Genomic DNA, 13,681 nt, shown 5'->3' with positions numbered 1-13,681 from the left:
TGGCTTTTTTATTTTGTACATATTGTTAATTTATTTTTTATTTCTCCCGCTGGACTTAGTTTAGATTTTGCTTTTATATTGGAATGAAAGATTGTTTGTGTATTTTATGCACAATGATGAGGCAATATAGAAGAAAGATAGTTCACTAAATATAAGTTCAGGATTGAATCTCTAAGTGAGGTGACACAATGCCAAAAACTGTGACATATACGGCGCTTGATAAAGCGACTTTACGTAAGAAAGGCTGGATGTTTTTTATGGCAGTCGTGGGGCTGCAAATGTTGTTCTTGATTGGTAGCTATTTACTTCAAAGCTCTTAATTTTTAGATTTAAAAAGCCACCGTGAGGTAGCTTTTTTATGGTTTTAATTTTGATAAAGTCACAGCTTCGCTGATTGTACAAAGTTTCAATGAATAATATGTAAGCAGTGTTTTACTTTTGAAAGGTTAAAAGTAACAAAACCCTTTGTTTTCCTGATATGCCATCCTTGGCATACAGGAAAACATTGCGACCTCCATGTCGCTAGTCATGTGATTTAATTTAATCTTTGAAAATTTTTTCGTAAAATTTATAGAACTCTTTGGTTCTTCTGTAAATGGAAGCTTTTTGTGTTTCTTCTAATGTTAAGGGAAGATGTATTTCTTCTAAAAAACCAAAGCTAACCAACTCCATATTAGGGTTTGTAAAATCTTTTTTGAATCCGGCGTTAATTATGAATTTCTTACCATCAAATCCAGCTAATTGATCTAGCTGATCTTGGGGGGTATAAAAGCAATCATTAATCAAATTAATTAAATGGTTGTTTAACCGGGTAATTATATAACTGTATTTATCAAATTCTTGTTTGTTAATAACATTATCTTTAAATAATTTAGTTGCTCTAAAAATCATTTGAGCTTGTTTTTCTAAATATGTTTGGTCAAGTATTCCTAAGATTTCATAACCTAATTCTGTATTATCTTTGTCTTTAAAAAACTTTTCGATAAATCCATTATTTATATTTTCTGTTTCTTGAACAAAAGCTAATAATTGGCGTTGATCTTTTGCAGTCTTATAGTTTGATATCGCTTTTGTTAATCCTAGCGCTAATGAAGCAACCGGAACTGATTTAGCTAAATCTTCAATAAATGTTGTTGCCGATTTAAATATTAACTCATCAGCAATATTTTCTGCAGTTGATAAGGCGATTTCATTGATATTTTGTTTATTAGACACAGTTCATCTTTCTTATAGGTAATTATGGCTAAAAAGATCATAACTAAACTTTTAAGAAGTTAAAATGATCAGATTTAGCAATTCACTGGAATAATAATTATGAAAAAACGGCCTCACTCAGCCGTTTTTTATCTTTTAAATTTTTATGGTGATAAAGGTTCTTGCTGTTTTGGATCTGGCATCGGCGCTTATTCTTCCTCATTATTATAAGGATTTTCCAGTTCCAAAGTTTGATCAAGCTCAGAGTCAAAAACGTCGGTCAGCATACTGTCGTAACGTTTGGCATTATAGCTTAGTAGACTGGATGCTTCCTGTGGAGTGATAAAACCTATCTCTACCGCATTACTAATACGTTCATCAAAAGTTAAACCTTTAAACTGTCCTTTCGATTCCGCTTTCTTGAACTTGTCCCAAAGCGGTTCTAACTCAAGCAACATGTTAAAGGTCGATTCCATACGGCCCGTAACATCATCTTCAGCTGTGTTATAGAACACGTGTTTTTTCAGTTCATCGCGGAAAGCATTGTCCTGCATAATGATTTCGCCAACCTGTTGTTTCAAAGCATCACTAGGTTTGTTAACAGGACGACCGAGCGGGAAACAGATGAATTTCACTAAGCCAGCCGCAATGCTGACAGGAAAGTTAGCAAATAAACCATAAAAAGCTTCCTGTGCATTAAACAGAGATTTTTCCAGGGCCAGTTTTGCATGAATTTGCTCAGCCTCAGTTTTTTTGCCATGTTCATAATATTTAAGAATCGCAGTGCTGATAAACAGATTGGCATGAATATCTGCCAAACGCCCCGAAAGCATTTCTTTACGTTTAATATCTCCCGCAAGTAAGCCTAAACACATATCGGCAGTGAGTGAAAAGTTAGTACTTAAACGGTTAATAATTTTGTAATAGGGGCGAGTAAAGTCATCGACACTTTTCGGTGCATCGGATGAACCACCCACATAGCCATAAGCAAATGCACGCGCAGTACGGTTAAAGGTATAGCCTAAATGTTTAAACAGCATATCATTAAAGGTATTCAGGGCAGCATCTTTGTCCGTGGCTTGTAGCAGTTGTAACTCCTCAAACAAATAAGGATGACAACGCATCGAACCCTGACCAAAAATCATTAAAGAACGACTGAGGATGTTGGCACCTTCCACTGTAATCGAGACTGGAATAGTTTGATAATAGAGTGCTAAAAAGTTACGTGGACCCATTTGCACGGCACGACCACCGACCACGTCCATCCCGTGATTGACGACGCGGCGCATGGTTTCAGTGGCATAGTATTTGGCCATTGCTGTCATCACGGCAGGCTTACCACCTTGATTTAATCCACAAGTGACCAAATAACGGAAGGCTTCTAGCATATAGGTATCACTGGCAATATCACTGGTGGCTTCCTGCACACCTTCAAATTTACCGACTGAAATCTTGAATTGTTGACGGATTTTGGCAAAAGCACCTACGGTCAAATACGTTACTTCACTTGCGGCGGTCGATAATGCAGGTAAGGAAATACCACGACCCACTGCCAGACATTCCATTAGCATACGCCAGCCTTTACCAATATTTTCAGCACCGCCGATAATCCAGTCCAGTGGAATAAAGATATCTTTACCATCTACGGTTCCATTCATAAAAGGGGAACCGGGATTGTGCCGTGCTCCAACTTTTACGCCCTCATGACTGGCAGGAATCAGGGCACAGGTAATGCCATATTCCATCTTGTTTTTATCACCTAATAGTCCATCAGGATCATACAGCTTAAATGCCAAACCGATGACAGTTGCAATCGGGGCAAGGGTAATCCAGCGTTTGGAGAAATTCATGCGTAAGCCAAGCACTTGCTGGCCTTCAAAATCTCCATAGCAAACCACACCGGTATCCGGAATGGCCCCTGCATCTGAACCTGCTTCTGGACTGGTTAAGCCAAAACAGGGAATCTCTTTACCATTGGCCAAGCCCGGTAAATAGCGGTCTTTTTGCGCTTCAGTTCCATAATGTAGTAATAATTCACCCGGTCCTAAAGAATTGGGCACCATACAACTGACCGCTGCCGTTAAGGAACGGGAAGCAATCTTGCTCATAATCCGGCTTTGCGCAAATGAACTAAAGGCACGTCCGCCATATTCCTTAGGAATAATCAGCCCTAAAAAACCATTTTCACGAATGTAAGTCCATGCTTCGGGTGGCAAATCTTTATAGTGATGATGGATATCCCAGTCATTCAGCATACTGCATAACTGTTCGACTTCATGATCTAAAAATGATTGTTCTTCTGTCGAAAGCGTAGGATAAGGATAGCTTTCAAATTTGGACCAGTCCGGTGCTCCCATAAACAGGTCTTTTTCCCACCAACTGGTGCCTGCATCCAAAGCTTCGCGCTCAGTGGTGCTCATTGTCGGCATAGCATTGGCAAGGGTCTTATAGGCAGGTCTGGTCATCAGTGCCATTCGTAATGAATCAATCATAATGACCAGACTGAGTAGAATAAGTGGAATACCAAAAATTAGCGACCATGGACTAATAAAGGCGGTGACTACTGCAACGATGATTGTCGTAATTGCCCCAGTATTACGGCTCAATGCAAAAAAGAAAATGGCCCAGATTGTAAAAAATTGAATAAGCACACTGATGATGAATAACATTTATTTTCTCCAGTTGCTTACACCCAATCAAAGTCAGAGAAACAGTAAAGGGTATCTGGAATCGCAAGATAACTTATTGCACTGTTTTATTAGAATGACTTTAGGTGTAATAAAAATATTGTTGTTAAGACCGAGAGGCGAACTAAGGATTCCATCCCGAATTTATATAATTGAATCTTGTTTTTAAGATAGAGCGTTTTTTGAACAGTGTAAAAGATTGAACTGTAAGAGAAATGTCACGAAAAGTAATGGATGCTTGTATCTGGCTCTATTTTGAATTTTATTATTTTTAAATAAGTAATAAACCGTTTGCAGTGATTTATGCACGTTTAATATTACGATAACAGTAAACTAATCTAGAGGATCATCCACATGCTTAAACTGATCTATTACGTTCCTGAATCTTATCTGGAATCGACCAAAATCGCCGTGTTCAAAGCAGGTGCAGGTGGGATAGGTAACTATGAGCATTGTGCCTGGCAGGTTTTGGGTACAGGACAATTTAAACCAGTGAAAAGGGCAGATCCTTTTATTGGTGAAGTCGGACAACTTGAAAAAGTTGAGGAATGGCGGGTAGAAATTATTGTGCCTGAAGATCAAGCTTCTGATGTCGCAAAAGTATTAAAGGCAAGCCATCCATATGAAGAGCCTGCTTTCGAATTTATTCAAATGGTGGATGTGAAATATTAAGTTGCCACAGAAGAATATTCTGATACGCGAAAGGGTGATATGGATGTCACCCGTTAGACAGAGATTCAGGGATGAATCTTCTGTCTAACAAAGGGTTTTGGTTATTTTGAGCCTTTAAAGTAACATCTATACCTATGCAAATTTAAAGCGAGTTATGGCAAGCGTATCAGGCTGTGCCAATTTTAAATTAGAATCAAACCTTCTGAATAAATAATTCACGGTCAAAACGGTATTGCGGGAAGAACACACCGTCAACCGCGCGCTCACCTGCAGCAATGACCATCACAGGATATTGCTGATCATTCAGATTTAAAATTTTATTGACCATCGGTTCATCAAAACCTTCCATCATGCAACTGTCAAAACCATAAGCCCTTAAAGCCAAAACCAGATTTTCACAAGCCAAAGCTGTGGTTTTGCTTGCCCAAAGTTTTGCATCTGCCGGGTTAAAGGCAGTCACTGGCAATTGCTTATCCAGTGTACGTGCAACTTTGAAAGCCACTTTCTTAAAGTTACCCAGAGCATTGAAATAACCTGTTTTATAATTATACGGAATGAACTTATAATATTTCTGCACAGCAGCAGGCGCTTCAGGAAATGGAAATTCAGAAATATTCATTTTCGCCATTTCATCAATACGATCGGTACGTGCCACACAAACAATCAATTCTGAAGCCGTTTTTGCTGCTAATTGGCTTAAGCAGGCTTTTACCAGCTGTTTCTTTTTAGCTAGGTTTTGCACCACATAAAAGGTCCACGGCTGCAGATTGGATGAGTTTGGTGCAAGCAAGGCAAGGTCTAAACAATCATCCAGCACTTCGGCAGGAATAGTTTTTTTAGTAAATTTACGTACAGAACGACGGGTCTGCACAACTTTCTTAAAATTCTCGACATCAATATCTGTCGGGGCAGGCTCAAAATAACGTTTTTTTTCAGTTTTGGTTTCGCTTGAATCAGTCATCTTTATCTACTCAAATTTTAAAGCTTGAAATTTAGATCTATTAAAAAACATAAAGCCACTGAACAATGTCATTATTCAGTGGCTTTTCATTTAACAATAAAACAATTAATTAAATTGTGCAAAATCTGGCTTGCGCTTTTGCATAAATGCAGCCACTGCCTCAGCCATTTCTGGTGAAGAGACACGCTTCATAAAGATTTCAGCTTCATCATCTACACAGTCCAGAATTTCCTGCAAGTTATGTTTCATTAAAGCTTTGGTTTGCTTAATTGAAGCCAATGGCAGTACAGCTAAAATCTGCGCCTGTTTCAATGCAGTCGCATATACATCTTCTTCAATGCTATTCACCAAACCTGCACTGAGTGCTTTTTCACTGTTAAATTTTTGTGCAGTAAAAAGCAACTCAGCCGCTTTGTGGTAACCCGCCTGTTGAATAAGCAGCTTGCTCGAAGCCCCTTCAGGAGAAAGGCCCAAGCTTACAAATGGAATCTGGAATAGGGCAGTGTTGTCGCTATAAACCAAATCACAGTGTAAAAGCATAGTAACCCCAATACCAATCGCTACACCACGAACCGCTGCAATCAAAGGTTTTGAAAATTTCGCAGCAGATTTTAATACTACAAATGGAGGTGCATCACCAGCTTTCCCGGAAAGTGGAGTTTGAATAAACTGCATGAAGTCCTGCATATCATTGCCCGCGCTGAAATCTGCATCTGCACCGCGTAAAATCACCACACGCACATCTTTATCTTGATCCGCTTCATCTAAAGCTTTAGCAATCCAGAGATACAATTCGCCATATAATGCATTTTTTGCTTTTGGTCGATTAATGGCTAAAGTTAGTACGCCATTTTCTAAATTCGCATCCAAATGTTCATGAGGTTGTTGAATACAGCTCAGTGTCATCGTACTATCCTTGCTTTAAAACTTAATTTAATTTTATGGCGTTTATTATGTCGCATATTTATTTGGGCGACACAACTCATGAGTCATAAAAAATTTGATCTGTTATGAACTATACATTTGATTATCTTGTTTTCATTGGTCGGTTTCAGCCTTTTCATTTGGCACATATGCAAACGATTAAAATTGCTTTAGAGCAAAGTCAGTATGTGATTTTGGCACTCGGATCTGCACAGAATGAACGTAATATTAAAAATCCGTTTAGTGCTTCTGAACGTGAACAGATGATTTTGTCCAACTTTTCAGCAGTAGATCAACAGCGAATTAAGTTTGTACATGTGGTTGATGTCTACGATGATAAAAAATGGCAAAAGCTGGTTACTTCGCTGGTAGCAGAAATGGTACAGCCTGAAGATAAAGTCGGTTTAATTGGTCATTTTAAGGATGAATCTTCATACTATCTGCAGCTTTTTCCAGAATGGGAGATGGTAGAACTTGCCAGCTTGGTTGGAGCAATTTCAGCGACCCCGCTGCGTGAAGCGTATTATCGTGGCGAAATCATCGAATCTGCTTTTCCACTGGGCACCAGTGAGTTTTTACACAAATTTCAGAACACGCCTACTTACCAACAATTGCAGCACAAATACCTGACACAAGATAAAACCAATCTTGAAAAATCTTAGTAAGCTTTTAAGTCGGAGCAAGAAATTGCAACGACCTAGGAGTGGACAAGATGAATATCCAGACCATAATCAAAAATCTCTTAATTGCTGGAACAGTAAGTTTAAATATCTTAGCTCAAGCAAATGCACAAGAATGGATACTAACCCCTCAGACTCATGTCAGTTTTGATATCAGATCGATGGGTTTTTCTATCGTGAAAGGGCAATTTGAGCAGGTTCAATCCAGTATGAGCTTTGATCCTAAAGTGCCACAAAATGCCTCGGCACAGTTTGTATTGGATATAAATAGCCTAAGTTTGAGCAGACCATCACTAAGAGAGATGATTTTGGGTGAGGATTTATTTTATGCAGAAAAATATCCAACAGCGACTTTTAATAGTCATGAATTTATAGCCTTAGGCAACAATCATTACAGTATAAAAGGTGATTTAACCTTGCGCGGTATTACCCAGCCTGTAACTCTAGATACCGTTTTAAAACCAAATATAGCCGATCCCCAACTTTTAGATGTTGAATCTAAAGCCGTGGTGAATCGTAGTGATTTTGGTATGAAAAAATCATTTGGTGGGGTAGGGGAGAAAGTGAATATTGCAGTAAATGGACAATGGCAAACAAGATAGTTTATGCATTTAAACAACCGCTTAAAGTACTTCAGAATTTCGAGTTTTTTTACGCTTTTGCATAATGGTTTTATTCTTATAGTGATATATAGACTTCTATACTTTTAAGTTGCTGACAGCTTTTAAACTTCTTGGTGAGCTTAAAATATAGGACAGCCTTTTAAAGTCAAAGTATTTAAAAATAACAATTTTATAAAGTGCTATTAGGTTGCTAATAATATATTAAGCTAATTCTTATAGGGAAATTATGTCGGGTATTTTTTTCCATTAGTCATTAATGATTTTACAAAAACCCCAATAAACTGATATAAAAATAACTAAAATGCAAATTCAAAAATTTAAAACAAATTTAATCTAAGGATGGACCGCATGTCTAAATCCGATCAATAAGCAATCATAAAAGGTGGATTTAAATTTGAAAACAACAATAAAAAATGGACTTGTTATCTTAGCAATGGGTTCAGCTTTGATCAGTCAGTCCTTTGCGCAATCCTGGGTTTTAACACCTCAAAGTAATGTTGGTTTCGAGATCAAGTCGATGGGGCTTACGGTGGTCAAGGCTAAATTTAATCAAGTTCAATCGAGCATGGAGTTTGATGCTAAAGCACCGCAAAAGGCATCGACACATCTGATTATGGATGTCGAGAGTTTAAGCTTTAATAAGCCTTTGCTGAAACAGATGATTTTGGGCGAAGACCTTTTTTATGCAGCGAAATATAAAACTGTAAGGTTTAAAAGTACCCAATTTAAAGACTTGGGAAATGGTAAATATAATGTTCTAGGAAATTTGACCTTGCGTGGTGTGACCAAGCCTGTGATTTTTGTAACCACATTTAAACCTAACCTCTCTAATGTCAACTTACTCGATGTCCAAGCTTCTGCAGTGATTAACCGTAGCGATTTTGGTATGAGAAAAGGTATTGGAGGTGTAGGGGAGAAAGTGAATCTTCAGCTTTCGGGGCAATGTGAAGTGAACTAAAATTACATTTGCGGGTGTTTCAAAAAGATCTTTTTATAGGTTTTTTTAATTTATCTACTGTGCTGTAGGCTGGTTATTAGGTGGATTTAAAAAATCCAAGCAAAAGCTAAATTAAGATTTTGGGTTATAAAAGACCACAAAGAAACAAGTAGGATAAAAGCCCAAAGCTTTGGGCTTTTATAAATTTAGTGGTAATACTATCAAGCTACCTAGAGGGCTTTTAAGTCTTCCAATACCTGTTCTGCATGACCTGCAGCTTTGACTTTACGGTATTCTTTGACTAGTTTGCCATTATGGAAAATAAAGGTTGAGCGTTCAATACCCATCACCTGTTTGCCATACATGTTTTTTTCTTTAATCACGTCAAAGTGCTTGCACAGTATTTCTTCTTTGTCACTAATCAGATTAATGGTCAGATTCTGCTTTTCGGTAAAGTTCTGATGCGCTTTAACAGAGTCGCGTGAAATGCCCAAAATAGTGGTATCTAAAGCATCAAATTGATCCTTTAGACACGAAAAACCTATCGCTTGTATGGTACAGCCCGGGGTTGAATCCTTCGGATAAAAATACACAATTAGCCATTCAGTCGGAATTTCGGTCAGATTAATTTCACCCGTGGTGGTAGGGAAGGTTTGATTGAGGAAACTAATATCAGACATGTCTTGATCCTTACAAAGTTGAATTTGTCATATTGATCTTGAATTTATACGGACATGATAGCGAATTTATGCATACTTATGCTGAAGTTCGCCAGGTAAATTTTCAGTAATAAAAAGCCTGCAATTGCAGGCTTTTATTGAATCCAAATCAAGTTACTTTTTAGGTTGTTGAGCAGATTTCATTGCTTCTTCAGTTAAGCTTTTAAGCTTGCCTGTAAGTTGTGGACCAAAACAAGCTTGAAGATCTTTATTTTGTTTTTGAACAAAAGCTAAAGTAGCCGGGCTTTTCTTCTGGTTAACGGTACTTTGAATTTCCCATTTTTGAGCATTGGTTAATTTACCGTCCGCCTCAACCGCACAAGTACAATATTTGCTTACTTCTGCAGCTGATAATTTTTTGCTTTTGCCTGTTTCATCTTTACAAACATTAATTAAAGCAGATTTTACATTAGTGCTTTTATAAGCTTCTTGGAGCTTGTTTGTTTCTGCAGCATTTGAAGCAGTTGCCATGAATGCTACAGCAGAAACTAATGTAGAAAGAATAATGTTTGATTTCAAATTTTTCATGTATTGTTACCCTGTTATGACGGTATATAACGTGTTGGATCTGCGATACCTGCATCAGCAAAACCTTGTTTGCGTAAACGGCAACTATCGCATTTGCCACAAGCACGTCCTTGGTCGTCTGCTTGGTAGCAAGACACCGTTTGACTGTAGTCTACGCCATGTTCTATACCTAAGCGAATAATATTTGCTTTGGATAAATGTAACAGAGGTGTTTCAAATTTTAGAGGTTTACCTTCCACACCTACCTTGGTTGCAAGGCGGGCCATGCGTTCAAAAGCATCAATAAATTCAGGGCGACAGTCAGGATAACCTGAATAATCAACGGCATTGATACCAATTACAATCGCTTCTGCACCAAACACTTCTGCGGCAGCAAGCGCATAGGACAGAAATATCGTGTTACGTGCTGGAACATAAGTTACAGGAATACCTTCTTGTTCATGATCTGGAACATCAATGCTATGGTCTGTTAATGCAGAGCCACCGAGGTTACCTAAATCAATATTAATGACGCGATGTTCTACTCCAGCACGCTGTGTTAAAGTTCTAGCAGCATCAAGTTCAGTGGTAGAACGTTGACCATACATAAAACTGATGGCAATACATTCATAACGTGCTTGCGCCCAAGCCAAACAAGTTGTTGAGTCTAAGCCTCCAGATAACAAAACTATGGCACGAGAGCGCATATTCAAATCTCCAAACAAATATAGGTATTCAAAAACAGAAATAAATTAACGACCAGTTTCATCATTCCAGAGCAATTTATGCAATTGTAGCTGGAAACGGACAGGGAGATGGTCTTCTAAAATCCATTGTGCTAAATCACGCGCGAGTTGAGGTAATCGAACCACACCTTTTTCAACTGCAAATGCAGGAGAGAACCATACGGTGCTAACCTTGTCGGCAAGTTTGTATTGTTCAACTTGTTGTTTTGACCATTGATAGTCTTCACGATTACAAATTACAAACTTGATTTGGTCATGCTGAGTCAAATGATCAAGATTACTAAGCAAATTTCGTGCGACTTCACCAGAAGTTGGGGTTTTTAAATCGAGCACTTTAGAAATACGCGGATCAACTTTAGATACATCTAAAGCACCACTGGTCTCAACTGAGACTTCACAGCCCAAATCGGCTAAACGTTGCATTAGAGGTAGGGCATTTGGCTGAGCCAGCGGTTCACCACCCGTCACGCAAATATAGGGGGTTTTAAAATCGAGTGTTGTTTTAATGATGTCGTCTAGTGATTGGCGTTCACCACCTTCAAAAGAATAAGTAGTATCACAATAAGTGCAGCGTAAAGGGCAACCCGTTAAACGAATAAACACCGTTGGCAAACCGGCAGCGTTGGCTTCACCTTGTAATGAATAGAAAATCTCCGTGATGCGTAAACCCGCAGACGGATCAGAAACAGGAATAGCAGAAGAGCGAAGAGTATTCATAACAAAAAATTACCACACCAAGAAACATGAAAGTACAAAAACAAAAATCTCTACGACCATGTCTGACCGTAGAGACGAGGAGCGGCTAAAGCTCCGAGGAACACAAATTTTCCTTGTAAATTAAAGACTTAGTCTTCGCGTAATAAATCGTTTAGGCTGGTTTTAGCACGCGTTTTCGCATCAACTTTTTTCACGATGATTGCAGCATATAAGTTGCAAGTACCATCTTTAGAAGGAAGGCTACCAGAAACAACTACAGAACCTGCAGGAACGCGACCGTAGTGGATTTCGCCAGTTGCGCGGTCAAAGATTTTAGTCGATTGGCCAATGAATACCCCCATTGAAATCACAGAACCTTCTTCAACAATTACACCTTCAACGATCTCAGAACGTGCACCGATAAAGCAGTTGTCTTCAATAATGGTTGGATTTGCCTGAAGTGGTTCAAGTACGCCGCCAATACCCACACCGCCCGATAAATGTACATTTTTACCAATTTGTGCACATGAACCTACAGTTGCCCATGTATCAACCATGGTGCCTTCATCAACGTAAGCACCAATGTTGACATAAGAAGGCATCAATACCACATTTTTTGCCTGGAATGAACCTTTACGAGCCACAGCCGGTGGCACAACACGCACGCCAGCAGCTTTAAACTGTTCTTCAGTCCAATCGCCAAACTTGGTATCTACCTTGTCGTAGAAACGAAGATCACCAGACTCAATGGTTTTGTTGTCATTTAGTTTAAAAGATAACAAAACTGCTTTTTTAAGCCATTGGTGAACAATCCATTCACCATCAATTTTTTCAGCTACACGAAGTGAGCCGTTATCTAGGCCAGCAATAGCTTCTTCTACAGCGCTGCGCACTTCAGCAGGGCAATCAGCCGCTGTGAAATTAGCACGATCTTCAAAAGCTTGTTCAATGATTGTTGAAAGCTGAGACATGATCTTCCATTTCCAAAAAAATTTCCCAAGATTTTACACTATATTGAGACAAAAATAGATGAAAAAGTGGCTTTAGATCGGAATTAATTATTAAACCTATCTGGAAGGCTTTACTCACCAAAATGCGAGAGATTTATTTGAGAGGTTTGTAAAGTATTAATGCGTTAACACAACGCAAACAATACAGTGATTAATGCAATATCTTATTAAGCTTGATATAGAGATTTCATCCAATAATATAAAATTATCTATAGAAAAAATTATTACTAATCAATGATAAATAGTATTTGTATCAAAATTTAACAAAAGTAAGCAAATTTTGAATAAAACATAAACTCTTTATCTTTTATAGTTTAAATACGAAAAAAACATTAATGATGAAATAAGCCATTTTGAGGAGAAACACGATGAAAACTTTAAGTACGATTTTAGCAGCAACTGTACTAACAGCTCTTGCCGGTACAGCGATGGCTGACGATGCAGTAGTACAAGATGGTTATGCATTTGATCGCAATCAACTTATTCCAACAGGTGTTCGTGCTGAAGTAGGTACAACAGGTTATGGTGGTGCGTTACTTTGGACTGCAAACCCATACGTAGGTTTAGCGCTTGGTTATAACGGTGGTGACATTTCTTGGTCTGATGATTTATCTGTAGACGGCGTAAAATATGACGTTGATATGGATAACAAACTTGCATATTTAAATGCAGAAATTCGTCCTTGGGGTGCCAGTGAAAACCGTTGGGCACAAGGGGTTTATATGGCTGCAGGTGTAGGTTATTTAGACAGTGAGTATGGCTTAAAATCCCAAACGGGCAGCGGTACAATTGAAATTGATGGCAATCCGACTAGTTTTAGTTCGGTAAATGGTAATGTGTCATATGAAAATGACATTTCTCCATACCTAGGTTTAGGTTTCGCCCCAAAAATCAATAAAAATTGGGGTGTGTTCGGTGAAGTCGGTGCTTACTATACTGGCAATCCAAAAGCGACCTTAACGGGTGTCGGTGGTACAGTTGCAGACCAAGCTTTATTAGCTGAACATGAGCGTAATATTGAAAATGATGATGAATACCAATGGTTACCAGTCGGCAAAGTGGGCGTAAGCTACCACTGGTAAGTTAAAGTTATCATTCTTTAAAAAAACGAGCTTCGGCTCGTTTTTTGTTTTCGAAAATTAAGTTTTTAAGTTTAAGTTATCGGAGATTATCTGTTGAAGAGTAAATCCTTTTAATTAAAAACACTAACCCACTTTAATGCGCTAACCCAATGCATCAATTATTTACCCAAGATGAAGATCTAAATAAACTGCCTAAACCATTTTCGATAGGTATTTTTTGAAATATGGGCATTAATAAGGACA

The 13,681-nt window shown here is 38.3% G+C and carries 15 protein-coding genes; 6 read left to right on the top strand and 9 right to left on the bottom strand.

Translation table 11 applies throughout. From position 1 onward, the window contains the following. Positions 1-188: 188 nt before the first annotated feature. A complete protein-coding gene (locus E0H89_RS16835) occupies positions 189-320 on the top strand; it encodes a KGW motif small protein (protein WP_284702738.1) in 132 nt (43 codons plus the stop codon). Between the two features lie 220 nt (positions 321-540). On the opposite strand, the gene E0H89_RS04525 is transcribed toward E0H89_RS16835, so the two are convergent. Then, positions 541-1,215 (bottom strand): hypothetical protein, encoded by a 675-nt coding sequence (locus tag E0H89_RS04525; protein ID WP_131214868.1) that lies wholly within the window; start codon positions 1,213-1,215, stop codon positions 541-543. A gap of 188 nt (positions 1,216-1,403) precedes the next feature. Beyond that, a complete protein-coding gene (locus E0H89_RS04520; protein WP_131214866.1) occupies positions 1,404-3,863 on the bottom strand; it encodes an acyl-CoA dehydrogenase in 2,460 nt (819 codons plus the stop codon). 372 nt (positions 3,864-4,235) lie between these two features. Here E0H89_RS04520 and E0H89_RS04515 point away from each other — a divergent pair, with 372 nt between their 5' ends. After that, positions 4,236-4,553, top strand: a complete 318-nt coding sequence (locus tag E0H89_RS04515; RefSeq protein ID WP_131214864.1) for a YqfO family protein — start codon at positions 4,236-4,238, stop codon at positions 4,551-4,553. Between the two features lie 193 nt (positions 4,554-4,746). On the opposite strand, the gene E0H89_RS04510 is transcribed toward E0H89_RS04515, so the two are convergent. Further along, positions 4,747-5,514 (bottom strand): nitroreductase family protein, encoded by a 768-nt coding sequence (locus E0H89_RS04510; RefSeq protein ID WP_131214862.1) that lies wholly within the window; start codon positions 5,512-5,514, stop codon positions 4,747-4,749. A 105-nt stretch (positions 5,515-5,619) separates the two neighbouring features. Next, a complete protein-coding gene (locus E0H89_RS04505) occupies positions 5,620-6,420 on the bottom strand; it encodes an enoyl-CoA hydratase (protein WP_131214860.1) in 801 nt (266 codons plus the stop codon). Between the two features lie 104 nt (positions 6,421-6,524). Here E0H89_RS04505 and E0H89_RS04500 point away from each other — a divergent pair, with 104 nt between their 5' ends. The 3 genes from E0H89_RS04500 to E0H89_RS04490 all read left to right on the top strand — a co-directional run bounded on the left by E0H89_RS04500 (position 6,525) and on the right by E0H89_RS04490 (position 8,699). Continuing rightward, positions 6,525-7,100: a nicotinate-nicotinamide nucleotide adenylyltransferase gene (locus tag E0H89_RS04500; RefSeq protein ID WP_131214857.1), complete on the top strand. Its 576-nt coding sequence runs from the start codon at positions 6,525-6,527 to the stop codon at positions 7,098-7,100. 50 nt (positions 7,101-7,150) lie between these two features. Further along, positions 7,151-7,720, top strand: coding sequence for a YceI family protein (locus E0H89_RS04495; RefSeq protein ID WP_131214856.1), 570 nt, complete (start codon positions 7,151-7,153; stop codon positions 7,718-7,720). Between the two features lie 415 nt (positions 7,721-8,135). Then, entirely contained in the window at positions 8,136-8,699 is a 564-nt protein-coding gene (locus E0H89_RS04490; protein WP_424618905.1) for a YceI family protein, read from the top strand. Between the two features lie 209 nt (positions 8,700-8,908). On the opposite strand, the gene E0H89_RS04485 is transcribed toward E0H89_RS04490, so the two are convergent. From E0H89_RS04485 to dapD, 5 genes are all read right to left on the bottom strand, one after another. Next, positions 8,909-9,358: a peroxiredoxin gene (locus tag E0H89_RS04485; RefSeq protein ID WP_131214853.1), complete on the bottom strand. Its 450-nt coding sequence runs from the start codon at positions 9,356-9,358 to the stop codon at positions 8,909-8,911. 153 nt (positions 9,359-9,511) lie between these two features. After that, positions 9,512-9,925 (bottom strand): hypothetical protein, encoded by a 414-nt coding sequence (locus tag E0H89_RS04480; RefSeq protein WP_131214851.1) that lies wholly within the window; start codon positions 9,923-9,925, stop codon positions 9,512-9,514. Positions 9,926-9,939: 14 nt separating this feature from the next. Then, positions 9,940-10,611 carry a 7-cyano-7-deazaguanine synthase QueC gene (gene queC, locus E0H89_RS04475; protein ID WP_131214849.1) on the bottom strand — a complete coding sequence of 224 codons (672 nt, stop codon included), beginning with the start codon at positions 10,609-10,611 and terminating at the stop codon, positions 9,940-9,942. A 45-nt stretch (positions 10,612-10,656) separates the two neighbouring features. Beyond that, on the bottom strand, positions 10,657-11,367 hold the full coding sequence (gene queE / locus E0H89_RS04470; RefSeq protein WP_131214847.1) for a 7-carboxy-7-deazaguanine synthase QueE: 711 nt from the start codon (positions 11,365-11,367) through the stop codon (positions 10,657-10,659). A gap of 128 nt (positions 11,368-11,495) precedes the next feature. Next, a complete protein-coding gene (dapD, locus tag E0H89_RS04465) occupies positions 11,496-12,317 on the bottom strand; it encodes a 2,3,4,5-tetrahydropyridine-2,6-dicarboxylate N-succinyltransferase (protein ID WP_131214845.1) in 822 nt (273 codons plus the stop codon). A gap of 407 nt (positions 12,318-12,724) precedes the next feature. On the opposite strand from dapD, the gene carO reads away from it, so the two are divergent. Continuing rightward, positions 12,725-13,438, top strand: a complete 714-nt coding sequence (gene carO / locus E0H89_RS04460) for an ornithine uptake porin CarO (protein WP_131214843.1) — start codon at positions 12,725-12,727, stop codon at positions 13,436-13,438. The last annotated feature ends 243 nt before the right edge of the window (positions 13,439-13,681 follow it).

The sequence above is a fragment of the Acinetobacter sp. ANC 3781 genome, from assembly GCF_004331285.1.
GTDB lineage: Bacteria > Pseudomonadota > Gammaproteobacteria > Pseudomonadales > Moraxellaceae > Acinetobacter.
The sequence above is the reverse complement of the archived record's forward strand: the minus strand, read 5'-3'. Positions and strand labels throughout refer to the sequence as shown.